The organism is Streptomyces sp. NPDC001153, from assembly GCF_053598315.1.
Genome location: NZ_JBSFJZ010000026.1, coordinates 1 through 23512 on the forward strand (window position 1 = coordinate 1; position 23512 = coordinate 23512).

The window sequence follows — 23512 nt, forward strand, 5'->3', positions numbered from 1 at the left end:
CAGATCGTTCGGCAGATCAAGGTCTCCCTTGTCCAGCTCGTCCACGAGCAGGACGCGCGGTCACCCGACCGGTACCGCGCCCCCTTTGCGGGCCGGGCCGGCTCACGGCCCGGCGGTGCTCTCCCGCACCTGGAGCCTGGTGCGCAGCACCACGGTCTGCAGCGGCGACGGCTTGCCGTCGATGCGCTGCAGCAGCAGATCGGCGGCGGTACGGCCCAGCTCGTACGAGGGCAGCTCCACCGCGGTCAGGGACGGCCGCAGCAGCGACGCCCAGGGCACGTCGCCGAAGGACAGCACACCGATGGCCGGGGGAGTGCGCCCGACCTCGCGCAGCGCGTCCAGGACACCGATCGTCATGAGGTTGTTGGCGACGAACACGGCGTCCGGTGGCTCGGGCAGCGCCAGCAGCTCGCGCATCGCGGCCCGGCCGCCCTCGACCCGGAAGTCCGCGTGCCGTACGTAGGCGTCGCCGGGCGGGGCGGCGTCGCCCGCGGAGTACACCGCCATGCGGTACCCGGCGAGGCGCTCCTCGGAGGTGGAGGCGCCCCGGGGGCCGGTGATGCAGGCGATCCGGCGGTAACCGGCCTCCAGCAGATGGCGGGTGGCCACCTCGCCGCCGTGCTGGTTGTCCACCTGCACCGCGTCCACCTCGGCGGCGTGCGGCCGCCGGTCCACGGCGACCACGGGCACGCCCCGGGCGATCAGCGGCGCCAGGTCCGTCTCGTCCTGAGAGGCGGCGGCCACGATCACACCGGCCATCTGCTCGCCGAGGGCGACCTCGAGATAGCGGCGTTCCTTGTCGGTGTCCTCGTCGGAGTTGCACAGGACGACCGAGAGGCTGGTGCGCTGCGCCGCGTCCTCGACCCCGCGGGCGAGCGAGGTGAAGAAGGGGTTCTCGATGTCCGGGATGATCAGGGCGATCACGCTGGAGCGCTGCATGCGCAGCGACCGGGCCACCCGGTTCGGCGCGAAGCCGAGAGCCGCGGCGGCCTGCTGGACGGAGAGGGCGCGTTCCGGCGTGACCTTGCCGCCGTTGAAGACACGCGAGACCGTCGCCGGGGACACCCCGGCGGCTCGCGCCACGTCATGGATCGTCACCACCTGAGTGCGCATCCTTTCAGCCGTGTGTAGGACCACCCTACCCTGCGGCTGAAAAGGATTTCATCCCTCGAATCGGGCCTGCATGTTCTCGGTCGCCCCCGACGGGCGGCCGGGCGGCCGGCGCGGCGTCAGTAGCCGCCCAGGAGGCTGCGCACCCTGCGCAGCGTCTCCGGTCCGGCGTCGCTGTGCCAGCGGGTCGGGTCGGCGGGGCGGCGTCCTCACAGCAGCAGGACGCGTACGGCCGCGTCGCTCTCGATCGTGGCGGGGCCCTCGGGGGCGGCGAGCCGGATGCTGCTGCCGTCGGCGTCGGAGGTCACGACGATGTCGTCGGTGCCCGGCGTGCGCAGCCGGCCCTCGACCCGGTCGCCGGGTCCCAGGTCCAGCCTGGCGTGGCCCTTTTTCAGCAGCGGGCGGCCGACCGAGACCACACTGTGTTCCGTCATCCAGTGCTCGTTCAGCGCCTGTACGGCCGTCCGGTCGTCGCCGGTGAGGTCCCAGCGATGCGGGATGAGCTCCTCACGCATGTGTTCCGCGAAGAACGGCGCCTTGAACAGACCGGCCCGTCCACATCACCTCCGTGTCCGGGGAGAGGTCCTGTGCGGCGGCCGCGGCCACCTCGGTGAGCCGTTCGCAGCGGTTCAGGAACGTCACCCAGAGCTCGGCGTCGGACAGGCGCCGGAACGGTTCCTCACGGTCGAAGCCCCTGGTCTCCACGGGCGACCGGTCGAGGAACGCCTGCAGCACCCGGGCCAGTTCCTCGGCGTTGCCCGTCTGGTGGACAAGGACGTCACGCACCGTCCACGCCTCGCACCAGGTGCCGTCGTCGGGGCGCTGTTCCCGGACCGGATCCGCGCGCTCGTCGCCATCTCCGCCGGCTGCTCCACCCACCTCCCCGACAGCGATGTCCCCTGTCCGCCGGCTCATGCCCACGGGTACGAGTGGTACACGGTCACGGCCATGGGTCACGGCCCGGGGCCGGGCGGCGGCGACCCGGCCGACCAGGACATCATCGAGGACCCTCACGTGGCCACCGCGACGGCGGCGGCGCCGGACTCGAGAAGGCGTCGCCCGGGGGCGCTGTGGGTGGCGACGGACAGCAGAAGTCCGAGGCGATGGCACACACGGTCGGCCAGCAGCACGACGCCGACCACGGGATCGGCTGCCGCCGGCTCGTCGAGGACGATCAGGGGAGGCCGGCCGGTAACTTTGCAGCAGGTCGCTGATGCTCGTGAGCAGGGTGGACCGCCCGCCGGTGCCGGGGTTGTCGTGCACCGTGACGACGAGCACCTCGTGCTGAAGCGAGTGGGAAAGCATCACGGCCCCCGCCTCCCTTCCCGTGGCGGATCGGAACCGGCTCCGAGTACCCCGGAGCCGGTTGCGAGCTGCGCCATGCGCCCCATGATCCCGCCCGGCCCGCCCGCACCGAGCCACGCCGACCGGAAGCGCCGTACAGCCGAACTGCTCGGACGTGCGCGGCCTGTGGCCGAGTGGTGCAATGGCGGGAGGCGTGAGCATGAGCTCGGCCGCCGTGCCGCGGTCGGATCCATCTCCCGCGAGGGAATACGTGCTGCGGACCGAGCCGCCGGTCCATGCGGGGCCACGTCCCGGGGGACCGACCGTCCTTCAGCGACCTGGCCCGTGCCCCGGCCGCACCTGCCGGCCGCCACTCGGGACGACAGCTCTGCGGGACGGCCGAGGCGGATGAGGAGGAGCTCCCGATGACCTCGCACCAGCAGCCCGTACCGGCGCCTCCCACGGCACTCCCGTCCCTGTCCGAAGCGGCCTTCCGCGACCTGTACCGCCGGCTGCGGGACCAGGCCCTGGACGGCGGCGGGCAACGGCGCGGCGCGCTGGACCGGCTGACGCCCGAGCGCGTGGTGGCGGCCGCCGCCGAGGTCCGGTGCGGGCGCACCGTGTCGTTGTCCGCGCCCGTCGAGACGCGCTCCGGTCCGGACAGCCCGGAGCCCGCGTCCCACCGGATGACGGCTCCCACGCACCGGGAGCCCGCCGAACCCGGGCTCGCTTTCGCCCGTGACCGGTTCGCCATGAACGTGCACGGTGATGTCGACAGCCACCTCGACGCGCTGTGCCACGTGATCTTCGACGGCGAACTGTACGGCGGCGTCCCGTCGAGCACCGTGACACCGGACGGGGCCGGAGCGCTCACCCTCGATCTGGTGCGAGACGGCATCGTCGGCCGGGGCGTCCTGCTGGACATCCCGCGCCTGCGCGGGGTGCCCTGGCTCGAACCCGGCGCCCAGGTGACCGCCGAGGACCTCGTCGCGGCCGAGACCGCCCAGCGGACCACGGTCGGCCCGGGTGACCTGCTGTTCGTGCGCGTAGGACACCGCCTGCGGCGCCGTGACCTCGGGCCGTGGGACGTGACGCGGGCGCGGGCGGGCCTGCATCCGACGGCGATGCACTTCGTGGCCGACCGGCAGGTGTCCGTCCTGGGATCGGACGGCAACAGCGACGCCGCACCGAGTGCGGTCGCCGAGGTCGCGTTCCCCGTGCACGTGCTGGCGGTCAACGCCCTGGGGCTGCACCTGCTGGACTACCTGGACCTCGAGGAACTGGTGGGGGTGTGCGAGGAGCAGGGGCGCCGGCACTTCCTGTGCGTGGTCGCCCCGCTGCGGCTCCCGGCGGCGACCGGCTCTCCGGTGAACCCGATCGCCGTTCTGTGACCGTGCCGGTGTGCGGCCCCCTCCGAGTGCCGTAGCCCTGCACGACGCGTACGTTCGAAGGGGGCAAGAGCCGCAACGGCCCCGCAGACCACGCGAGCACGAGCAAGGACGGTGGTTGCCGTGGACGCCCTGCCTTCGTACGACGTCATCGTGATCGGTACCGGGGCCGGAGGCGGCACCCTGACCCACCGCCTCGCCCCGTCCGGCAAACGCGTGCTCGTCCTCGAACGCGGCGACTACCTGCGGCGCGAACGCGACAACTGGGACTCCACCGCCGTGTTCGTCAAGGCCAAGTACCGGGCCCCGGAGTTCTGGCTCGACAGGCACGGCAACGAGTTCCCGCCCGAAGTGAACTACTACGTCGGCGGAAACACCAAGTTCTACGGCGCGGCGCTGTTCCGGCTGCGCCCCGAGGACTTCGGAAAACTGCGCCACCACGACGGCATCTCGCCGGCCTGGCCCCTCGGTTACGACGACCTGGAGCCGTACTACACCCAGGCGGAGCACCTCTACCTGGTGCACGGCCGGCACGGTGAGGATCCCCGGGAAGGGCCGTACAGTGCGCAGTACGCCTACCCGCCGGTCGAACACGAGCCGCGCATCCAGCAGTTGAGCACCGACCTGGAGAAGCGGGGGCTGCACCCCTTCCACCTGCCGATCGGGGTCAACCTCACCCAGGACGCGCTCGGCCGGGCCACCCACTCCAGCGTCTGCATCCGCTGCAACCGGGTGGACGGCTTCCCGTGTCTGGTGCGCGCCAAGTCCGACGCCCAGGTGATCTGTGTGGAGCCGGCACTGGAGCACCCCAACGTGGAGATGATCACCAACGCGCGGGTGACGCGGCTGGAGACCGATGCCACCGGGCGCAGCGTGACCACTGTCGTGGCCCGGCTCTCCGACGAGGAGGAGGCCCGGTTCTCGGCGGACATCGTGGTCGTGGCCTGCGGGGCCGTCAACTCCGCCGCCCTGCTGCTCGCTTCGGCCAACGACCGGCATCCGCGCGGGCTGGCGAACAGCTCGGACGTCGTCGGCCGGCACTACATGCGCCACAACAACTTCGCGCTGATGGCCGTTTCGAAGGAACCCAACGACACCCAGTTCCAGAAGACCCTGGCCCTGCACGACTGGTACCTGGGCGCGGACGAGTGGGAGTACCCGCTCGGCGGAATCCAGATGCTCGGCAAGTCGGACGCCGAGCAGATCCACGGCGAGGCCCCGCGCTGGGCCGGAGCGGTGGCGCCGGACATGCCGTTCGAGGTCCTCGCCCATCACGCCGTCGACTTCTGGCTGTGCGGGGAGGACCTGCCGCAGCCGGACAACCGGGTGACCCTGGAAGCCGACGGCCGGATCCGGCTCACCCTCGACGAGGGCAACAACATCGCCGGCCTGAGGCGACTGCGGCACAAACTCCAGCACATGCTCGGCCATCTGGGCATGCACGAGCACCGGCTGCTGTCCCACAGCATCTACCTGCACAAGGGCATGCCGATCGGCGCCACCGCGCACCAGGCCGGCACGGTGCGCTTCGGCACCGACCCGGCGTCCTCGGCCCTGGACGTCAACTGCAAGGCCCACGACCTGGACAACCTCTACGTCGTCGACACCAGCTTCTTCCCGAGCATCGGCGCGGTCAATCCGTCCCTGACGGCCATCGCCAACGCCCTCCGCGTGGGCGACCACCTGACGGAACGGCTGGGCTGACCACCGCCGTCCGGACTCCGCCGCCCCGGTGACGCCGCCCGGACTCCGACGACCGGGCGAAGCTCCTCAGCCGGGCAGCGCAACGCGGTCCGCCCCCGGATGCCGCCGTCCCGCACCGGTGCTTGCCTGATGCCTGGACCTCTGGGCGACGGGCCCGGCGGATGCGGGCACGCAGTGGAGGAGCAGGACATCGTGAGTTCCACCGAGGGGGCGCCCCAGGTCGTGATCCCCGCCCACCTGCTGAAGGGCCAGAAGGCACTGGTGACCGGCGCGAACTCCGGAATCGGCAGGGCGACGGCCGTCGCCCTGGGCCGCGCGGGCGCCGATGTCGTGGTCAACTACGTGGCCGGCCGCGAGGACGCCGAGAAGGTGGTCGAGGAGATCACCCGATTCGGGGTCCGGGCGGCCGCCTACGAGGCGGACGTGTCCGACGAGCAGCAGGTCCGCGCCATGACGGACCGGATGGTCCAGGAGTTCGGCACGATCGACATCCTGGTCGCCAACGCGGGACTGCAGCGGGACGCGTCGGTCACGGACATGACCCTCGCCCAGTGGCAGAAGGTCCTGGACGTCAACCTCACCGGGCAGTTCCTGTGCGCGCGTGAGGCGACCAAGGAGTTCCTGCGGCGCGGTGTCGTCCCGGAGGTTTCCTGCTCCGCCGGGAAGATCATCTGCATGAGCTCGGTCCACCAGATCATCCCCTGGTCCGGTCACGTCAACTACGCCTCGTCCAAGGGCGGCGTGCAGATGCTGATGACGACGCTCGCCCAGGAACTCGCCCCCCAGCGCATCCGGGTGAACGCGGTCGCCCCCGGAGCCATCAAGACGCCCATCAACCGCAACGCCTGGGAGACGGCCGAGGCCCAGCAGGATCTCCTGCGGCTGATCCCGTACAAGCGCATCGGCGACCCCGAGGACATCGCCCACGCCGTCGTCGCCCTCGCTTCCGACCTCATGGACTACGTCGTCGGCACCACCCTGTACGTCGACGGCGGGATGACCCTCTTCCCCGGCTTCGCCACCGGCGGCTGACCACCCCACCCGTGTCGGCCCCCGGAGAGACATCCCATGCACACGGTCCTGCTGCTGGCGGACGTACCGTCGCAGACGCTGCCGGCCAGATCGATGATGGCCTTCACCCTGGCCTCCCACATCATCCTGGTGCCCCTGGGCGTGGCGCTGCCGCTGATCACGCTCGTCATGCACGGCTACGGTCTGCGCCGTGACGACGCCACCGCCCTGCTGCTGGCCCGGCGGTGGTCGGCCGTCATGGCGGTCCAGTTCGCGATCGGCGTGGTCACCGGCACCGTGCTGTCCTTCGAGTTCGGGCTGCTGTGGCCGGGCATGATGGGCCGGTGGGGCGACGTCTTCGGCATCGGGTTCGGTGTCGAGGCATGGGCGTTCTTCCTGGAGGCCGTGCTCATCGCGATCTACCTCTACGGCTGGCGAAGGCTCCCCTCCCGGGCCCAATTCCTGCTCGGACTGCCCCTGCCTTTCACGGCCCTGCTCGGCGCCTTCGGCATCCTGGCCGCCAACTCGTGGATGAACACCCCGCGGGGCTTCACCCTCGACGCCGCGGGCAACCCGGTCGACGTGAAGATCTGGCAGGCGGTCTTCACCCCCATGTTCGGCCCGCAGTACTGGCATTTCGTCGTGGCGATGTTCGTGAGCTCGTCATCCCCGCGGTCGCCCTGCTGTACTGGGTGGACACCCATGGCGAGCTGGAGGGCCTCACCGACGCCGACCTGCGGCGCGGCGGCGCCGGTGACCAGGGCTGACCTCGCGGCCGGCGCATGTCCGGGCGCACCTGCGGTGGGCGCCGCCCCCACAGCGGAGCACCGGTGAGCGAGGACGACATCCTGCTGGGCACCGGCCCGACCGACGTCGTCCGTTCCGGAAACCTCCTGGGCCCCGCCTTCTCCCGCCCGTGCTCCTCGGCCCCGCACCGCCGGCGGGGTGAACCGGGCCCGGACTACCGCCCGTCGAGCGACGCGTTGAGGGTGAGGGCCGCGTCGATGAGGGCGAGATGCGTGAACGCCTGGGGGAAGTTGCCCAGTTGAGCTCCGTGCCGTCCTCCGCGGCGAAGGCCGCTCCGTTCGGAGTGATGTGCAACTCGTGCTTCCTGCGCCCGTAGTCGAACCGCGGGGCGATCTCCACCTGGAACGTCATGCTGCCGCGCACACAGCGGACCAGACGCACCAGCCGGTGGCGGGAGGTGGTCGTCGTACCGGTCACGGGCATGAAGTCGAGCACCTCGCCGGCACCCGCCTCGGTCATGAACCGGGTCACCAGGACCGCCGTGTCGGGCAGGTACAACTGCTTGGTCGCATGGGTCCGGTGCGCCGGCCGGACCGTGCAGTGCCCCGAAGGCATTCGGCGATTCGAAGCGGGCAGGGGAGCAGAACCAGTCGACCACGCGGTCGGTGCTGACGAGCGCCGCGGTCTGCACATCGCCGATGAGACCGTGGTTCTCGATCAGTGGGTAGTCGACCATCCGGGCGCCCCTTTCGGTGTGCGATTCACCCGGACGCACCCCCCGATCAGCCTAAGGCGCGGGTCCTGCTCGGGCTCGTCGACCGGGATGCGCTTGCTGTGCGCCGGTCGCCGTCGTCGAGCGCTGAGTTCGGTCCAGGGACGGTCCTCACCGTGCGGGTCCCTCGGACCTGGCGAATAGTGAAGGAAGGGCGACGTCCCCGGCAACACCCGTACCTCGGGAGGCCCTATGCCTTCTTCACGCTCACTGGCCGCGCTCATCGGCGTCACGTTGTTCGGCCTCGCGCTCAGCGCCTGCCAGGACCAGGCGTCCGGTCAGGTGGTGGCGCGAAACGGAGTCAGGCTCGTGGAGACGGTCTCCAACCCGTCGATCGACAGATGTCACCGTTTCCCCGAGGGCGTGACCCACGTCAACAATCAGACGCAGAGCAGCTTGCTCCTGTACACGACACCGGACTGCACCGTGCCGGCGGGTGGGCAGAGCGTCTATCTGGACATCGGAGCGGCGGACCAGGTCGTCAGGGCCACCGACCTGTGGCACAGCTTCTCCTTCGCTCCGGAGTGACGACCGCTCCGGAGTGACGACGCGGGCTCAACGGTTCCACCCCGGTTCCAGGCTGTCGAGGAGGGCGTGGAAGGCCCTGCCGGCCCGATCCCAGTGACCGTCCGCCAGAGGGGCGATCAGGAGGCCGAGTGAGGCGTCTGCCAGGAGGGTGGCCTGTGTCCGGGCTCGGTCCTGGCTCATGCCGAGGTCACGGAGGACCGAGGTGAGCAGGCCCGTCCACTCGGTGACGATGTCGCGCATGACGGGCCCGTAGCGGTCCGGGTGAAGCACGCTGGCACTCATGATCTCGAGGTACAGAGGGAGTGCGGCGCGTACGTCGGGATCGCTGAACTGGCGCCACACCTCCTCCATGAAGCGGCGCAGCCCCGTGGCGTCCGTGGGCGAGCCGACGGTCTCCAGCAGGTCGCGCGTGCGCAGCAGGGGCCGGCGCTCGTAGAGGGCGAGCGCCTCGGCGATCATCCGTTCCTTGGTGCCGAAGTAGTACAGGAGCATGCGGTCGCTGGTCCCCAGGGCCTGGGCCAGGGGGCGCAGCGAGAGGTCCGCCAGGCCGTGGCTCAGCACGTACGCGCGGACTTTGTCGAGAAGGTCGCGGCGCTTGGCCGGATCGGGCGGGCGAGGCATGGGGGCTCCTGGGGGCGTGAGGGTGGGATTCCCGGCCTTCCTTTTATTCGTTTTTGGTGAGGTATTTACTGTAGCGCCCGCTACGTCTATATTTGAGGTGTAGCGACTGCTACATGTAAGGGCCTGGCGCCTGCCGGGCACATCCATCCGGCGGACCGTCCGGCCGCCGGCCCAGAAGGGACTGATCCCCATGGCCGCCCAGGCCGTCGGCTGCCCCATCGCCTTTCGCAGGGAGGAGCGGTCCTCGCGTACCGTCATGCCCTCGTGGTTCGCCAGGCAGTGGGCTCTGTGGTCCCGCATGCTCGCCCCGCTGCGGCCGCTGGACGCGCCGCGCGGCCGCGCCACCGCCTGGGACGCCTCCTGGCCCCTGCAGCGGGAGCTGACCTCCGCGGGCCGGGCCCGGCACCTGGTGACCGCGCAGCTGAGCGACTGGGCCCTGGACGACCTGGCCGACACCGCCGAACTGCTGGTCAGCGAACTGGTCACCAACGCCCTGCGTCACACCCGCGGCCCGCTCAGGCTCAACCTGCGGCTGCGCCACTCCCGCCTGCTGTGCGAGGTCGAGGACACCGAGTCCGCCGGCCCTGCGCGCAACGTGCCCGACGCGGACGCGGAGGGGGGCCGTGGCATCGAACTCCTCGAGCTGCTCGCGGATGCCTGGGGCAGCACCCGGACGGGCACCGGCAAGACCATGTGGTTCGAGCTGCGCGCCGAGGACCGTCCGCGGGAGTAGGCGCCGGCGGGGAGACCCCGATGGGCGGCTGCCGCGTACACCCGCCGGGAAGATCACCGGGCGTGTGCTCGGGGCCGAGCCGGCCGAGCCGGCCGAGCAGTGAGGGGCACCTGAGCACCGCCGCACGTGTCCACCGTCTGCGACGTGGCCGAGATGTGTCGACCAGGGCCGCGGCATGGCGCAGGAGCGGGTGGAGCCGGCGAGGAGGGGACCGGGACGGCCGGGGCAGGAACATGTCACCGCGGCGATGTACCGGCGCCGGCCCACCGAGCAGGACCTCGTCATCGCCGCCGCCGAATCGCGGATCGGGCCGCTCAGCGCGGTCTTCCGGATGATCGGCGAGCAGCGGTTGCCGGACGAGACTCGTCGAGTCAGTGGCGGACATGATCGGCCGGGCGGTCGACGGCCGGCCGTGACACACGACTGACGCGGGCCGCCTGTGGCGCGCACCGACCCCGGGTAGCTCTTCCCGGTGGCTGACACGCCATCAGAGAACCTGGTATGCGGCCGGAATCAACGCTGAGAAGCCTGAGGAAAGCGGTACTTTGCGTATCAGGGTCTCCCGCAGCGGCGCCCTGGGGCCAGGTTGAGCAGCGTGGACCTGCCGCAGCCGGAGGCTCCCAGGAGGGTGACGGACTCGCCCGGTGCGACATCGAGCGTGGTCGTCACCTCCTGGGAACTCATCGGTCCGGCTGCCGCTACTTGGTGCCGAGACCGGCGTCGTCGACCTTGTCCTTGCCCTCGGCCTTGAGGACCTTGTCGAGCAGCGTGAGATCGTAGATGCCCTTCAGGTCGGGCTTGTCCAGCAGGCCGGCCGTCACCGCGTGCTCCGCCTCGGTGTTGAGAGTCGAGGCCAGCGGGTCGTCGAGGAAGGTGATGGACTTCCAGGCCGGGTCGATGACGTCCGCGGGCAGCGCCTTGCCCGACAGCTTCTCCAGCGCCGTGTTGGCGGACGCCTTCGCCTTCTCCGGATTGGCGTTGATCCACTCATTGGTCTTCACCGAACCGCGCAGCACGGCCTCGACGACGTCCGGGTGCTGCTTGAGGAAGTCCTGCCGCACCACGATGTTCGTGATCACGAACTTCTTGGCGGGCCACAGCGACGACTCGTCGAGCAGCACCTTCGCGCCCTCGGCGACCAGCTTGGAGGCGGTCGGCTCGGGCACCCAGGCGCCGTCGATGGAGCCGGACTTGTAGGCGTCCGGAGTGATCTTGTTGTCGGTTCGGACGACGGAGACGTCGCCCTTGCCGCTCTGGGCGTCGACCTTCCAGCCCTGGCCGGCGATCCAGTTGAGGAACGCGACGTCCTGGGTGTTGCCGAGCTGCGGCGTGGCGATCTTCTTGCCCTTGACGTCGTTCAAGGACTTGATCTTCTTCGGGTTCACGACCAGCTTCACGCCGCCGGAGGCGGAACCGCCGATGATCCGCAGGTTCTTGCCGCCGGACTTCGTGTAGCCGTTGATGGCGGGGGAGGGGCCGATCCAGCCGATGTCGATGGAGCCGGCGTTGAGCGCCTCGATCTCGGAGGGGCCGGCGTTGAAGGTGGCGGTCTTGACCGTGGTGCCGCCGAGCTCCTTCTGGAAGAAGCCCTCCTGTACGCCCACGAGAGCGGTGGCGTGCGTGAGATTGGGGAAGTAGCCGATCTTCACTTCGTCGGTGGAGAGCTTCTTGGCACCCGCCGTGACCGCGGTCTTCTTCCCGTCGTCAGTGGACTTGGAACCGTACCCGCAGGCGGTCAGCAGGACGGGGAGTGCTGCTATGACGGCGATGGTGCGCAGGGTGGTGAGCGGTCTTGCGGCAGACACGTGGGTGTCCTCTCAGGGATGGGATGATCAGGGAGGTACGGCACAGCGAGGCGGGGGGCTACGGGCGGGCACCTCTGCCCGGCTCGCCGACCCGCAGCAGCCGGAATGCCGTCTCGGGTCGGCGAGAGAATCGTGGGGGACGGTGTTGCGCCTCCGTCACAGCCGTGCCGCGCCTCGGGCATGCGGCTGGGGAATGCGGGCGGTGCTGTCGGGCGACGGTGACCAGCCCGCCGAAGCCGGCGGGACGGTGGGGGAGCACCGGGTCTTCTGTGCGGTGCCCGCAGGTTGTGCGGAGGCTCAGACAGGCCGACACATGGCGCTGGACGTGCGGCCGAAGTCGATGTGGCGACGCGAGGTCAGCAGGGGCAGCAGCAGGAGTGCGCGGTCCAGTGATCGCATGACCTCACCCCGCATTCCCTAGTTTTCCTACTTGGCTGGTAGGGATCGTGGCAGAAGGCGGCGCCCACCCCAAGAGGGTATTCGCATGATGGACGCCGATATCTTGCATTCTGAGACAGGGCGAAACGGCTCAGCGTGTCAGGGGTTCACCCACGCTCCTGGCGCGTCGCTCAACGCCGATACTTCAGCGGGCAGTCGGGCGGCTGCGACGTCGGCCAGCGACACGCCATCGAGGATCTCGCGCACGTTGGACCGCAAGGCGATCCACAAGGGCAGCAGCGACTCGGCCGGGCCGGTGTAGGACAGCTCCGGAGGGCGGACCCCACGCACCGAGACGAGCGGTCCGTCCACGACGCGGATGACGTCGGCGATGCTGATGGACTCGGCGGGCCTGGCCAGACGGTAGCCGCCGTTGCCGCCGCGCTGGCTGAGGACGAGACCGCCCCGGCGCATGTCGTTCAGGATGCTTTCGAGGAACTTGTGCGGGATGTCCTGAGCGTCGGCGATGGCCTCGGCCTTCATCGGCCCGTCGTCCCGTGACGCGGCGAGCTGCAGCGCGGCACGCACCGCGTAGTCCGCCCTGGCTGAGATCCGCATGCGCCCATTATCCCGTACGGCCTCGGCCGGCATCCGCTGTGGTCAGGCTGGGGGACGGGGGTGTAGTGGCAGGCGTCGTCGCCCTTGATGATCTGGCCGAGGCGGTGGTGCCGCTGGTGGTTCCGGTCCGCGCACACCCGTTGCCTTGCTCCTGAGTCTGTCGCAACCAGCCGGTTGGCGGGCGGGCCATGCCCCGGCGCTCTGGGGCGGCGACCGGTGACGGTCAGACAGGCAGGACGAACGGCGGATGCGCCCCGTTGAGGAAGTAGTCCCCCACATCCCGGAGCCGGGGAGTGACGGGCTCGTACAGGGTGTGGGTCCGGGCGTTGCGCCAGAAGCGGTCGAAGCCCAGCCGCGAGGATGCGGAGCGGGCGCCGACGATGTCGAGAGCGCGGGCGGTGGATTCCTGCGCGGCCCGGGAGGCGGCGGCTTCGGCCATGGCCACGAGGACGGAGATGTCCGCGTACTCGTCGTAGGTGAGGTCTTCACCGCGGGTCAGCCCGCGGCGCACGGCGTCCAGCGCCTGATCGGCGAGTGCGGACGCGGAGCGGGTGAGCACGGTGAGCTCCCCGTAGGCGGCCAGCACCTGCGGGTCCTGGGGAGAGTCGCCCGGCCAGGCCGGGTGCCGGGACGAGCGGCTCGCCCGGCTGTACTCCCGGGCTTCGTCGAGTACTCCCTCGGCCATGCCGAGACGGAGCTGGACGGAGAGGAGACGCCCGACCGGAGAGGCCAGAGCAGCGAGGGGAGACAGGATGTCCTCGTCCGCGGACAGGGAACCGAGTACGTCGTCGGCGGCAACGGGTACGGCGTCGAACTCCACGCTTCCGCCGGCCGCGAGGCGCTGGCCGAAGGTATCGGCGTCGCCATCTATGCCGACCCCGTGGTGGGCGGGATCGACGACGACGGCGAGTGGTTCGCCGGTGTCGGCCCGCACGGCCCGTACGGCGAGGCGGTCGGCGACCAGGACGCCGGTGGAGTAGCTCTGCCGACCGTTGAGCACATGGCCGCCGCGAGCCCGGGTCAACGTCAGAGGGGATTCCTGACGGGCCAGACCGCCACCCCACCACCACTGCTCCGTCGCGTACTGTCGCTCCAGCCGAGCGGCGCGGGAGGGCTCGGTGAGAAACCGGGCGCTCCACGACAGGAAGTAGTGACAGCCGAGCAGTTGACCGATCGCGCCGTCGGCTGCGGCGATCTCACGGACCACGGCGTAGGCCGTGGGCCAGTCCGCTCCGCCTCCCCCCGACTCGGCCGGTATGAGGAGCGTCAGCAGTCCCGCCTCGCGCAGGCGGAACACCTCGTCGAACGGGACCTTGCCTGCCTGCTCCCGGGCCGCTGCGTCCGTGGCCAGGTCGTCCGCCGTCTCGCGGGCCACGCGCAGCCAGTGCGCACGGCCTGGCCCGTTCCGGCCGGACTCCGAAGCGGGGCCGGACGGCGCAGTGGCAACGCCCATGGCGATGATCTCCTCAAGGTCGGTGGCAGGAAGGGGTGTTGGGGTGCTGGTCAGGCACGTACCTGTAGTCCACGCGCCGTACCGTGACGATCCGGTGCCGGTGAGCTGCGCCCAGCCTGTGGCGCAGGCGAGCGATAGGGACATCCACGGAGCGGCCGTCACCGATGTGGTCGTAGCCCCCTGTGCCGACCGTCAGCTGCTCGCGTGCGTGGCCGTGCACGTCCTTCGCGAAAGGCTCGGTGGGGGCGGTGGTCTGGGCTGGAAGTGCCGTGGTCATGGCGGTCGTCCTTCGGAAGTACGTCGGGACCTCAGGTGCGGCGGACATGGCTCGCCTGATCGCCCGGGACGGGCGGGGAGGAGCGGAGCGGCACGCTGCTACGTGTCAGCCGTGTGCCTTACGCACGACAGCAGGCGGCGCTGACGACGTGACCAAAGTCGACATGCCGACGACGAACGAGTCGCTGCTGCGCGGGGGACATGTGCCTCATCCTGCGCACCGCGCTGGGGGGACGTCAACGCTTCCCTAGTAATCCGATAGGAAATGTAGGGAACGCCACACCGTCGACGGGCTCACCGGTCGCCGTGCACCGCCGGGCGGACCTTGGGTGCGGTCGCCCTCTCCCACCGGGCGCGAAGTTCGACCCCACGCGCCTTGAGTCCTTGCAGAGGCGTGGGGGGCAGGCTACGGGCGGAGCCGCGCGCGTAGTGGCGCTCGACGTAGAACTGTCCCGCGCTGAGCACGGTCGTGACGGCGAGGTACCAGAGTGTGGCGACCATCAAGAGCGGGATGACCTGGTAGGTCTGGTTGTAGACCAGTTGCACGGAGTACAGCAGGTCGTGCACGGCCAGCACGCTGACGATGCTGGTGCCCTTCAGCGTGCCGATCAGCATGTTCCCGGCGGCCGGCACGATGGAGCGCATCGCCTGCGGAATGACGATCCGGCGCAGGGTGCGCAGTCTGCCGATGCCGAGAGCCTGGGAAGCCTCCGTCTGGCCGGCTTCCACCGAGAGGATGCCGCCGCGTACCACCTCGGCGGCGTAGGCGGCTTCGTGCAGGGTCAGCCCGATGACGGCGGTGAGGGTGGGGCCCAGGAGGTTGACGGTTTTGACGGTGACGAACTGATGCCCGAAGGGGATGCCGAGGCCGAGCGTCGGGTAGAGGGCGCCGATGTTGAACCAGAACAGCAGCTGCACCAGCAGCGGGGTGGACCGGAAGATCCACACATAGCCCCAACTCAGCGTACGCAGAACCGGATTGGCGGACAGCCGCATCACGGCCAAGGGAGTGCCGAGCAGGAAGCCGAGCACCATCACCACTCCGGTCAGCCAGAGGGTGAGCAGGAGCCCGTCGAGCACGGCGGCGGTGGTGAAGTACCGGCCGACCACATCCCACTGGAAGGCGCGGTTGCGGACCACGGAGTTGACCGCCATTGCGAAGACCAGCAGCGCCCCGCCGGCCGTCAGCCGGCGGCCGAGGTGCCGGCGCGGCACGATGCGCGGCAGGTCGTCGGCGGGGACCGGGCCGGGGGCTGCCAGGCGTCCATCGGGCGGGACGGATGCCGGGAGGCGGGAGGAATCGGTGGTGTCGGACGTTGAAACCATCAGGAGTCTCTCCAGGGGAGGGAGGCGCGGACGCCGGTGACCACACGAGCCCACACGTTCATCGGGATGCGCGCAGAGACGGCGCGGGTACGGGGCATGCGGCCCGGTTTCGGCGTCATCACGGCGGCCGCGCCCCTCAACGCGGCCGGTGCGGCCGCCACACGTGGCGGAGCCGGGCCGTCCTCGATCGTATGGGGCCACAGCGCGCAGGTGTCAACCGCGCAGGATGTGCTCAACGCCCGTCCGGCATCCGGGCCGTAGTTGACGAGACGCGAGATGTACTGCTCAATTAATCGCATGAACGCCGAGCAGCGCCTGGTCACCCGTGGCCACATCGACTTCGGTCGGGTGTGGTCCGCCGCGTGTTGCGTCTGAAGCGGCAGCGGGCTGTCTGATCGGCCCTTCCCTCCCTCGGCCACCCCGTCGTGGGCCGAACTCCACCCTTCGTAGCACCGTCGCACGCCCGCGCTGACACGCGCTGAACCCGCGTGGACGGTCCTACGAGACGTAGGACACGCGCTGCCACCGTCCTGCCCCTGCCTCGCCGAGGTCCATTGCCCGGCGTCGTCACACTTGCTCACCCCTCTCCCAGCCCCCGGGGCGTGCCGTCCCACGGGCCGCAGGGCTGATCCGCCGTGCCCGCAAGCTGCCCTGCTTGTCCGGGCACGGCACCGAAGACTTGAGGAAAGGCCATCTCCCATGCCAGTGGAGTTCCTCGGCATCGCCGCCACCAACGACGGCTCCGAAACCACCCCGCGCTCCGGCGCCGCCTTCGACAAGGAGTACACGCTCCGGCTCGCCCGGGCACACGAGGAGCACGGGTGGGACCGGGTGCTGTTCGCCTACGGTTCCGGATCGCCGGATCCGGCGCCGGCCGCCGCGTTCATCGCGAGCAGACTGGACCGTCTCCAGATCCTGCTCGCCCACCGTCCGAACGTCTCGTACCCGACCTTCGCCGCGAAGACCTTCGCCACCCTCGACCAGATCAGCGAGGGCCGGCTGACCGTGCACTTCATCACCGGCGGCAACGACCACGAGCAGGGTCGCGAGGGCGACACGCTCACCAAGGACGAGCGCTACACCCGCACCCGGGAGTACATCCGGATCGTCAAGAAGATCTGGACCAGCCACGAGCCCTTCGACCACGAGGGCGAGCACTACCGCTTCCACGACTTCGTCAGTGACGTCTTCCCCGTTCAACAGCCCCGCCCGAAGGTGTCGTTCGGCGGTTCGTCACCCGCAGCGTACGCCGCGGGGGGCGCCGAGGCGGACATCTACTGCCTGTGGGGAGAGCCGCTGGAGAAGACCGCCGAGCAGATCGAGAAGGTGAAGGCCGCCGCGAGGGCCGCGGGCCGTACCGACGTGCCGCGCATCCAGGTGGCGTTCCGCCCGATCATCGCCCCGACCGAGGAACTGGCCTGGGAGAAGGCCCACCGTACGGTCGGTGCCATTCGGGAGCGGCGCGAGGCCGGTCTTGTACGGCACCACCGCAGCGGCGCCCCGGACGCTGCAACTCCTCAAAACGTCGGCTCACAGCGGCTGATCGCCATCGCCGAGGCGGGGGAGCGCTACGACCGGGCCCTGTGGACCCCGACCGCCGCCGCCACCGGCGGCGCAGGCAACTCCAACGCCCTGGTCGGCACCCCGGAGACGGTCGCCCAGGCCCTGCTGGACTACTACGACCTCGGTGTCGACATCCTCTCCGCCCGCGGCTACGACCTGCTGGGCGACGCGATCGACTTCGGCCGGTACGTGATCCCGATCGTCCGTGAGGAGGTCGCCAAGCGCGACCCGGAGCGGGCGGCACGGGGGACACAGACCCTTGCGGCGGTGGGCGAATGAGTTCAGCAGCTCAACCATTCTCTTCAGCAGGGGGGACCCCCATCGGCAAGCACGCCCACGCCGAGATCGCCCGCTACCCCGACGAGGAGTTCACCCCGCCGTACGGAGGACTGCTCCTGCTGCTGGAGCACGGCGAGCCCGTCGCGGGCGGTGCGTTCCGCCACTACGACGCGACCACCGCCGAGTTGAAGAGGATCTGGACGCACTCCGCCCACCGGCGGATCCGCCTGACCACCGGGCCGCGCCGGCCCGAGGCCCGCGGCCTGCACCTGGCCACCGGTTACACCCCGCTGTTCGACACGGAGGCCGACCCGGAATCCACCGGCCCGCTGCCCTTCGAGAAGCACCTGCCCGCCGAAGCACCTGCAGCGCGCACGGGAAAGGCAGCCGACCGGTGAACCTCCGAGCGATCAGAACCCGTCTGCGCGTCGCCGCCGGCATCGCGCTGCTGCCCGTACTGGCCCTGACCGCCTGCGGCTCCGGTGACGCCCCCGGCACCACGGCAGCGGGCGCCCAGGCATCCCCGGCCCCGACCGACGACCCGGTCGCCGCGGTACACAAGGTGGACTCCGTAGCCGCCCTGCTGCCCGCCGGCGTGCGCAATGCGGGCACACTGCGGGTCGGCAGCTCGATCGGGTTCCCGCCGGGCGCGTACTACCCGAACGGCCCGGACAAGGCGCCCGCCGGCCAGGACATCGACCTCGCCGATGCGGTGGCCAAGGTCCTCGGCGTCAGACTGGAACGTCAGGACGCCTCCTTCGAGACGATCCTGCCGGCCCTGGGCAGCGGTAAGTACGACTTCGGCACCGGCAACTTCGGCGTCACCACCGAACGCCTGAAGACCATTGACTTCGTCACCTACATCAATGACGGTCAGGGCTTCGCGGTGAAGAAGGGCAGCACCGCACTCAGGTCGAAGGTCACCGACCTCACCCAGCTGTGCGGGCTGACCATCGGCACCGGGGCCGGCACCACCTTCGAGGCGACCCTCACCGCGCAGAAGGGCGTGTGCGCGAAGGCGGGCAAGAAGCCGTACGACGTGAAGATCTACTCGGAGAACGCGGCGACCCTCACCGCGCTCCAGCAGGGTCGCATCGACGTGATCATGTCGACCATCAACGGTCTGCGCTACCAGGCCGCACAGCCCGCGTCGCAGACCACCTTCCTCGGGGAGTACCACCGCCTCGACGTGGGCGTCGCTTTCAAGAAGGGCTCCCCGCTCACCAAGGCGTTCCAGGCCGCCGTCAACGAGCTGATCGAGGACGGCACATACGCCCGCATCCTCAAGAAATGGAGCACCTCCGCCTCCGCGATCGAGACATCGCGGATCAACCCGCCCGAGCACACATAAGAGTCGAGCAGGAACAACACGATGCCCTCCACCACTGGCGCCGCCCCGTCCGGTACGGCCTCCCCGGGCACCGCCCCCGCCGCCCCGCACGCTCCGGCCACCCTCAAGGTCGTCCCGGCCCGCCACTACGCCCGCTGGACGGCGGCCGTCGCCGTGGTCGTGCTGGTCGCCCAGTTCGTGCACGGTCTGGCCACCAACCCGGTGTGGGAGTGGAGCGTCTTCCGCGACTACGTCCTGTCCGAGACGATCGTTCAGGCGGTGTGGGTGACCCTCCAGCTCACCGCCTACGCCACCGTGCTGGGCTTCCTCCTCGGCGCCGTCCTGGCCTTCATGCGGCTCTCGCGCAGCCCGGTGCTGCAGACCGTCGCCTGGACCTATATCTGGATCTTCCGGTCCATCCCGATGATCGTCCAGCTGGTGTTCTGGTTCAACCTGGGCGCGCTGTACAAGGAGTTGGGCGTCGGCATCCCCTTCGGCCCGGTGCTCTGGTCCGTCGACAGCAACAGCCTGATCGGCACCATCGGGGCCGCGGTGATCGGGCTGACGCTGCACCAGGCCGCCTACGCCGCCGAGATCGTCCGCGGCGGCGTCATCTCCCTCGACCACGGACAACGGGAAGCCGCCGCCGCGCTGGGCATTCCCCGGCTGCGGCAGATCCGGCGGATCGTGCTGCCACAGGCCATGCGCGCCATTCTGCCCACGGCCGGCAACGAGATCATCGGCCTGCTCAGGGCACCTCGGTGGTCTACGTGATGTCCATCGGCGAGCTGTTCCACCAGGTGCAGGTGATCTACGGCCGCAACGGCCGGGTGATCCCGCTGCTGCTGGTCGCCACCGCCTGGTACGTGGTGCTGACCTCCCTGCTGTCGGTCGCCCAGTACTACGTCGAGCGCCGCTATGCCCGAGGCACCCAACGCACCCCGCCGCCCACCCCGATCCAGCGTGCCCGCCGGTTCGTACGCGACCTGCGCGCCGCGGCGGCCCAGCGCAGCCGGCCCGTCGTACCCCTGAAAGCCCTGGGACCCCTGGGAGACAGCCGATGAGTGAGGTCATGGTGGACGTCCACGGAGTCCACAAGAGCTTCGGCCCGCTGGAAGTGCTCCGCGGCGTCGACCTGAAGGTCCGCACCGGCGAGGTCACCGTGATCATCGGCCCGTCCGGCTCCGGGAAATCCACGCTGCTGCGCACCATCAATCACCTGGAGAAGGTCAACCGCGGCTGGATCAGCATCGACGGCGAGCTCATCGGTTACCGCCGCGTGGGCAGCAAGCTGTACGAGCTGAAGGAGAAGGATGTTCTGAAGCAGCGCACCGGCATCGGGTTCGTCTTCCAGAACTTCCATCTCTTCCCGCACCTGACCGTGCTGGACAACCTCGTCGAGGCCCCCGTCTCCGCACTGCGCCGCCCACGCAGAGAGGCGGAGGAAAGGGCCCGCCGGCTGCTGGAGCGGGTCGGCCTCGCCGACAGGGCCGACGCCTACCCGCGGCAGCTCTCCGGCGGCCAGCAGCAGCGTGTGGCCATCGCCCGCGCGCTCGCCCTCGAACCGAAGGTGCTGCTCTTCGACGAGCCCACCTCGGCGCTCGACCCGGAACTGGTCGGCGAAGTCCTCGACGTCATCAAGGACCTGGCCCGTACCGGAACCACCATGATCGTCGTGACCCACGAGATCGGCTTCGCCCGCGAGGTCGCCGACACCGTGGTGTTCATGGACGGCGGTGTCGTCGTGGAGCAGGGACCGCCCGCAGCCGTCCTGGACGACCCCCAGCAGGAACGCACCCGCGCCTTCCTCTCCAAGGTCCTCTGATCGCCACTCACCCCGTTTCGCACGCCCGCGCAAGAAGAACGACCGTGTCCATCCACCTCGTCCGCCGCTCCGCCGCAGTCGCGCTCGGACTCGCCTCCGCCCTCGTCCTCGCCGCCTGCAGCAACCCTTCCGACGGCGGCACCACCGAGGTGGCGGTCACCAAGGGCACCAACTCACCTGGGGGGAGCCGCCCGCCCAGGTCGCCGAGAAGATCGCCTGGATCAAGGGGCTGGCCGCAGAGCAGAACCGTGCCCATCGCTTCGGAATCCGGATGCACGTCATTACGCGCGACACCTCCGAGCAGGCGTGGGCGGAGGCGAACCGGCTCCTGGACGGCTTCGACCCGGAGCGGTGCGGTCGGTGCAGCCCCGATGCCCTTGAGATCCATCCCAACCTGTGGGCAGGCATCGGCCTGGTACGCGGCGGTGCGGGCACGGCGCTGGTCAGCAGCCACGCCGAGGTGGCCGAGCGGATCCAGGAGTACCACGCCTTGGGCATCGATGAGTTCGTCCTCTCCGGTTACCCGCACTTGGAGGAGGCGTACTGGTTCGGCGAGGGCGTCCTGCCGAGGCTTCAGGCGCAGGGCCTGTGGCGGCACCCGTACGGTCGCCAGGCAACGGCCTCGGTTCACGTGCCCTTCGCCGACGCCGGGAGCCCGCGATGACGCTGCCGCAGTTCCGGCGGGCAGCGTCGCGAGGTTCCTGGCCATCACCCCCATCGAGCGAGCCCCCGCGCCCGCTCCGGATGCCACACGGCCCGTTCCAGCGCTCGTATTCCGCCCATCGATCCGCCGACGACCAGTGCCGGCTGCCCATGCCTCGAGCGCGAGCCACCCTCACACCTCGAACGCGGGCCGCACGCCCGGCAGTTCACCACCAGCCTCCAGGGCAGCGGCTCCTCACGCTCGTACCACCGGCGATCACCGGCCGGCCTTGAGGCTGCGAGGTCCTCTGTGCCGATGGACAGGCGCACGAGGCCGGGGAAGCGCCGGTGGCCGCCGGCTGTTCGGCGCACGTGGGTTTCGACGTCATGCCGCAGCGCGGGCCGGGGATCACCGCCGGCCCGCGCTCTGTCGGTCGGTCGTCAGCCGCCGGTCGTCAGCCGAGCAGCTTGCTCGCCAGCGTCGCGGCGTTGTACGAGCCCCAGCCGGTGGTGAAGTCCCAGCCGGTGGCCGCGGAGTAGGCGCCGTTGCTGCCGCTGGTGATGTCGTGGAACCCGGTGCCGCTTGCGGAGTAGAGGGCGGGGTCGGCGAAGCCGAGGTCGGCCTTGCCGGCCGCCGCGGCCTGCTGGTTGTACAGGGCGGCGAACGCAGCCCACTCGGGTGCGGCGGCGCTGGTGCCGCCGACCGAGCTCCAGGAACCCTGCGAGTAGATGGAGACGCCGGGGCTGGGGTTGGCGTGGGCCGAGACGTCCGGCACCTGGCGGTAGCCACCGCCGGCGCTCTTCTGCACCGCCGTCTGCCAGCTGGGGATCTTGAAGACGGAGGACTTGCCGCCACCGCCTCCGGACCAGGCCACCTCCTTGCTCCAGGTGTTGGACGAGGTGACGGTCAGCCTGGTGCCGCCGACGCCGGTGACGTACGGGTCGCTGGCCGGGTAGTCCACGGAGGTGCCGCCGTCGCCCGCGTCGTCGGAGCCGCTGTCGCCGGAGGCCGCGTAGAAACCGAGGCCCTGGGCGGCGCCGGCCTTGAAGACGGCGTCGACCGCGTTGATGCCCGAGGTGGTGCGGGCGCTCTCGGCGGCGCCCCAGCTGATCGAGGTGGTCGGGATGCCGCTGTCGACGATGGCCTGGTAGGTGTCGACCTCGCCGGCGTCGGAGTTGGGGCCCTCGAACACGGTGACGTTCGCCTTGGGGGCGATCGCGTGCAGGACCTCGATGTCCAGTTCGACCTCGACCTGGCCGTCGCCGAGCGCGCCGGAGCCGCCGTCCACCTTCTGCACGGTCGGGGCGGGCGAACCCAGGCCGTAGTGGTTGTCGTACGTGGTGATGTTGGACTGCTGGAAGCCGTCGAACTCGAGCAGCGCGATCTTCTGGCCGCTGCCGGAGTACGTGCCGGAGACGTTGTAGCCGCCCTTGAGCTGGGCCGGGGTGTAGCCGCCGCCGGGGCCGTTGTGCGGGCTGACGGTGCGCGGCGTCGCCTGGTGGTGCAGCTGGACGCGGTTGTTGAGGCCCGCCACGTCGCTGACGAGGGAGGCGATGGCGGCAGGCAGCGTCGGCGCGCTGTCGTTGGCGTAGAAGGAACGCCCCGTCTTCGTGTCCTTCCAGGTCGACAACTTGGCGCCGAAGGCGTTCTCCAGCTGGGCGGCGGTACCACTGGCGTCGACCAGCAGGTTGCCCGCGTGGACGGTGCCGACGGTCAGGCCCTGGGCGCGCAGGTAGTCCTTGAGCTGCTTGATCTCGGCGTCGGTCCGGCCGAAGCGGGCGGCGAACTGCCGCTTCGTCAGGTAGTGGCCGTACGAACTCGATCGCGGGTCACTGACCTTGGCGACAAACGAGCCAAGTGCCCCGCCACCTCTGGGAGTCAGGCTGATCGCCACCGATATGCGTGTGCCGGCCGCGACCTTCCCGGTGCGGGTGGCGTTCTGCTTCAGGCCCGGCAGGACGTCTCCGGCGATGGCGGCACGGTTCGCGTGGGGCTGCGCGCCGTTCGCGGCGTAGGCGGCGGGGACGACCGCGGTGACCAGGGCCGGCGCGGCGACCAGACCGAGCAGTTTCAGACGTGACTTCACTGAAGTCCTCCGGGGAGTGGGGGAGTTGTTCC

The 23512-nt window shown here is 70.3% G+C and carries 21 protein-coding genes and 4 pseudogenes; 12 read left to right on the top strand and 13 right to left on the bottom strand.

Going from position 1 to position 23512, the window contains the following annotated elements:
- Positions 1-102 precede the first annotated feature (102 nt).
- The 3 genes from ACWDEN_RS27415 to ACWDEN_RS27425 all read right to left on the bottom strand — a co-directional run bounded on the left by ACWDEN_RS27415 (position 103) and on the right by ACWDEN_RS27425 (position 1989).
- On the bottom strand, positions 103-1113 hold the full coding sequence (locus tag ACWDEN_RS27415; protein WP_450860355.1) for a LacI family DNA-binding transcriptional regulator: 1011 nt from the start codon (positions 1111-1113) through the stop codon (positions 103-105).
- A gap of 206 nt (positions 1114-1319) precedes the next feature.
- Positions 1320-1625: a hypothetical protein gene (locus tag ACWDEN_RS27420; RefSeq protein ID WP_450860356.1), complete on the bottom strand. Its 306-nt coding sequence runs from the start codon at positions 1623-1625 to the stop codon at positions 1320-1322.
- A complete protein-coding gene (locus tag ACWDEN_RS27425; protein ID WP_351613659.1) occupies positions 1618-1989 on the bottom strand; it encodes a maleylpyruvate isomerase N-terminal domain-containing protein in 372 nt (123 codons plus the stop codon). The genes ACWDEN_RS27420 and ACWDEN_RS27425 overlap by 8 nt, the downstream gene beginning before the upstream one ends.
- Positions 1990-2819: 830 nt before the next feature.
- Between ACWDEN_RS27425 and ACWDEN_RS27430 the strand changes: the two genes are divergently transcribed.
- The 4 genes from ACWDEN_RS27430 to ACWDEN_RS27445 all read left to right on the top strand — a co-directional run bounded on the left by ACWDEN_RS27430 (position 2820) and on the right by ACWDEN_RS27445 (position 7331).
- Positions 2820-3785, top strand: a complete 966-nt coding sequence (locus tag ACWDEN_RS27430) for a cyclase family protein (protein WP_450860357.1) — start codon at positions 2820-2822, stop codon at positions 3783-3785.
- 111 nt (positions 3786-3896) lie between these two features.
- Positions 3897-5486, top strand: coding sequence for a GMC oxidoreductase (locus ACWDEN_RS27435; RefSeq protein ID WP_450860358.1), 1590 nt, complete (start codon positions 3897-3899; stop codon positions 5484-5486).
- Positions 5487-5678: 192 nt separating this feature from the next.
- Positions 5679-6518: an SDR family oxidoreductase gene (locus ACWDEN_RS27440; protein ID WP_351613651.1), complete on the top strand. Its 840-nt coding sequence runs from the start codon at positions 5679-5681 to the stop codon at positions 6516-6518.
- 36 nt (positions 6519-6554) lie between these two features.
- Positions 6555-7331, top strand: coding sequence for a cytochrome ubiquinol oxidase subunit I (locus tag ACWDEN_RS27445; RefSeq protein ID WP_450860359.1), 777 nt, complete (start codon positions 6555-6557; stop codon positions 7329-7331).
- Here the strand turns inward: ACWDEN_RS27445 and ACWDEN_RS27450 are convergent.
- Positions 7218-7937, bottom strand: a complete 720-nt coding sequence (locus tag ACWDEN_RS27450; protein ID WP_450860360.1) for a trehalase-like domain-containing protein — start codon at positions 7935-7937, stop codon at positions 7218-7220. The genes ACWDEN_RS27445 and ACWDEN_RS27450 overlap by 114 nt on opposite strands.
- A gap of 271 nt (positions 7938-8208) precedes the next feature.
- On the opposite strand from ACWDEN_RS27450, the gene ACWDEN_RS27455 reads away from it, so the two are divergent.
- Entirely contained in the window at positions 8209-8544 is a 336-nt protein-coding gene (locus tag ACWDEN_RS27455) for a hypothetical protein (RefSeq protein ID WP_450860361.1), read from the top strand.
- Between the two features lie 27 nt (positions 8545-8571).
- Here the strand turns inward: ACWDEN_RS27455 and ACWDEN_RS27460 are convergent, their stop codons facing one another.
- On the bottom strand, positions 8572-9165 hold the full coding sequence (locus ACWDEN_RS27460; RefSeq protein WP_450860362.1) for a TetR/AcrR family transcriptional regulator: 594 nt from the start codon (positions 9163-9165) through the stop codon (positions 8572-8574).
- Between the two features lie 190 nt (positions 9166-9355).
- Here ACWDEN_RS27460 and ACWDEN_RS27465 point away from each other — a divergent pair, with 190 nt between their 5' ends.
- Positions 9356-9898: an ATP-binding protein gene (locus tag ACWDEN_RS27465; protein ID WP_450860363.1), complete on the top strand. Its 543-nt coding sequence runs from the start codon at positions 9356-9358 to the stop codon at positions 9896-9898.
- 573 nt (positions 9899-10471) lie between these two features.
- On the opposite strand, the pseudogene ACWDEN_RS27470 reads toward ACWDEN_RS27465, so the two are convergent.
- From ACWDEN_RS27470 to ACWDEN_RS27500, 7 genes and pseudogenes are all read right to left on the bottom strand, one after another.
- Positions 10472-10591: pseudogene (locus ACWDEN_RS27470) on the bottom strand (ATP-binding cassette domain-containing protein); the annotation flags it as partial.
- A gap of 5 nt (positions 10592-10596) precedes the next feature.
- Positions 10597-11703 (bottom strand): aliphatic sulfonate ABC transporter substrate-binding protein, encoded by a 1107-nt coding sequence (locus tag ACWDEN_RS27475; protein ID WP_450860364.1) that lies wholly within the window; start codon positions 11701-11703, stop codon positions 10597-10599.
- A 297-nt stretch (positions 11704-12000) separates the two neighbouring features.
- Positions 12001-12102, bottom strand: a complete 102-nt coding sequence (locus tag ACWDEN_RS27480) for a putative leader peptide (RefSeq protein WP_351613636.1) — start codon at positions 12100-12102, stop codon at positions 12001-12003.
- Positions 12103-12240: 138 nt separating this feature from the next.
- Positions 12241-12699 carry an RrF2 family transcriptional regulator gene (locus tag ACWDEN_RS27485; protein ID WP_351613634.1) on the bottom strand — a complete coding sequence of 153 codons (459 nt, stop codon included), beginning with the start codon at positions 12697-12699 and terminating at the stop codon, positions 12241-12243.
- A 223-nt stretch (positions 12700-12922) separates the two neighbouring features.
- A complete protein-coding gene (locus tag ACWDEN_RS27490; protein WP_351613631.1) occupies positions 12923-14152 on the bottom strand; it encodes an acyl-CoA dehydrogenase family protein in 1230 nt (409 codons plus the stop codon).
- A gap of 13 nt (positions 14153-14165) precedes the next feature.
- Positions 14166-14363: pseudogene (locus tag ACWDEN_RS27495) on the bottom strand (winged helix-turn-helix domain-containing protein); the annotation flags it as partial.
- Between the two features lie 359 nt (positions 14364-14722).
- Positions 14723-15754, bottom strand: a complete 1032-nt coding sequence (locus ACWDEN_RS27500) for an amino acid ABC transporter permease (protein ID WP_450860365.1) — start codon at positions 15752-15754, stop codon at positions 14723-14725.
- 699 nt (positions 15755-16453) lie between these two features.
- Between ACWDEN_RS27500 and ACWDEN_RS27505 the strand changes: the two genes are divergently transcribed.
- The 6 genes and pseudogenes from ACWDEN_RS27505 to ACWDEN_RS27530 form a co-directional block, all read left to right on the top strand.
- On the top strand, positions 16454-17596 hold the full coding sequence (locus ACWDEN_RS27505; protein ID WP_450860366.1) for an LLM class flavin-dependent oxidoreductase: 1143 nt from the start codon (positions 16454-16456) through the stop codon (positions 17594-17596).
- The gene (locus ACWDEN_RS27510) at positions 17593-17994 is read left to right on the top strand and encodes a hypothetical protein (RefSeq protein WP_450860367.1); all 402 of its coding nucleotides are present in this window, start codon (positions 17593-17595) and stop codon (positions 17992-17994) included. Before ACWDEN_RS27505 ends, ACWDEN_RS27510 begins: the two co-directional genes overlap by 4 nt.
- Complete coding sequence (locus ACWDEN_RS27515) at positions 17991-18947, top strand: ABC transporter substrate-binding protein (RefSeq protein WP_450860368.1); 957 nt, start codon at positions 17991-17993, stop codon at positions 18945-18947. Before ACWDEN_RS27510 ends, ACWDEN_RS27515 begins: the two co-directional genes overlap by 4 nt.
- Before the next feature lie 21 nt (positions 18948-18968).
- Positions 18969-19990: pseudogene (locus ACWDEN_RS27520) on the top strand (amino acid ABC transporter permease).
- The gene (locus ACWDEN_RS27525) at positions 19987-20751 is read left to right on the top strand and encodes an amino acid ABC transporter ATP-binding protein (protein WP_351613620.1); all 765 of its coding nucleotides are present in this window, start codon (positions 19987-19989) and stop codon (positions 20749-20751) included. Before ACWDEN_RS27520 ends, ACWDEN_RS27525 begins: the two are co-directional and overlap by 4 nt.
- 172 nt (positions 20752-20923) lie before the next feature.
- A pseudogene (locus tag ACWDEN_RS27530) lies at positions 20924-21415 on the top strand (LLM class flavin-dependent oxidoreductase); the annotation flags it as partial.
- A 433-nt stretch (positions 21416-21848) separates the two neighbouring features.
- On the opposite strand, the gene ACWDEN_RS27535 reads toward ACWDEN_RS27530, so the two are convergent.
- Positions 21849-23480: a S53 family peptidase gene (locus tag ACWDEN_RS27535; RefSeq protein WP_450860369.1), complete on the bottom strand. Its 1632-nt coding sequence runs from the start codon at positions 23478-23480 to the stop codon at positions 21849-21851.
- Positions 23481-23512: the final 32 nt, after the last annotated feature.

Excerpts from the sequence above, each read along its gene's own strand:
- ACWDEN_RS27500 (WP_450860365.1), bottom strand. The coding sequence starts at position 15,754 with ATGGTTTCAACGTCCGACACCACCGATTCCTCCCGCCTCCCGGCATCC.
- ACWDEN_RS27430 (WP_450860357.1), top strand. The coding sequence starts at position 2,820 with ATGACCTCGCACCAGCAGCCCGTACCGGCGCCTCCCACGGCACTCCCG.
- ACWDEN_RS27525 (WP_351613620.1), top strand. The coding sequence starts at position 19,987 with ATGAGTGAGGTCATGGTGGACGTCCACGGAGTCCACAAGAGCTTCGGC.
- ACWDEN_RS27510 (WP_450860367.1), top strand. The coding sequence starts at position 17,593 with ATGAGTTCAGCAGCTCAACCATTCTCTTCAGCAGGGGGGACCCCCATC.
- ACWDEN_RS27415 (WP_450860355.1), bottom strand. The coding sequence starts at position 1,113 with ATGCGCACTCAGGTGGTGACGATCCATGACGTGGCGCGAGCCGCCGGG.
- ACWDEN_RS27450 (WP_450860360.1), bottom strand. The coding sequence starts at position 7,937 with ATGTGCAGACCGCGGCGCTCGTCAGCACCGACCGCGTGGTCGACTGGT.
- ACWDEN_RS27460 (WP_450860362.1), bottom strand. The coding sequence starts at position 9,165 with ATGCCTCGCCCGCCCGATCCGGCCAAGCGCCGCGACCTTCTCGACAAA.
- ACWDEN_RS27485 (WP_351613634.1), bottom strand. The coding sequence starts at position 12,699 with ATGCGGATCTCAGCCAGGGCGGACTACGCGGTGCGTGCCGCGCTGCAG.
- ACWDEN_RS27490 (WP_351613631.1), bottom strand. The coding sequence starts at position 14,152 with ATGGGCGTTGCCACTGCGCCGTCCGGCCCCGCTTCGGAGTCCGGCCGG.
- ACWDEN_RS27455 (WP_450860361.1), top strand. The coding sequence starts at position 8,209 with ATGCCTTCTTCACGCTCACTGGCCGCGCTCATCGGCGTCACGTTGTTC.
- ACWDEN_RS27445 (WP_450860359.1), top strand. The coding sequence starts at position 6,555 with ATGCACACGGTCCTGCTGCTGGCGGACGTACCGTCGCAGACGCTGCCG.
- ACWDEN_RS27420 (WP_450860356.1), bottom strand. The coding sequence starts at position 1,625 with ATGCGTGAGGAGCTCATCCCGCATCGCTGGGACCTCACCGGCGACGAC.
- ACWDEN_RS27465 (WP_450860363.1), top strand. The coding sequence starts at position 9,356 with ATGGCCGCCCAGGCCGTCGGCTGCCCCATCGCCTTTCGCAGGGAGGAG.
- ACWDEN_RS27505 (WP_450860366.1), top strand. The coding sequence starts at position 16,454 with ATGCCAGTGGAGTTCCTCGGCATCGCCGCCACCAACGACGGCTCCGAA.
- ACWDEN_RS27480 (WP_351613636.1), bottom strand. The coding sequence starts at position 12,102 with ATGCGATCACTGGACCGCGCACTCCTGCTGCTGCCCCTGCTGACCTCG.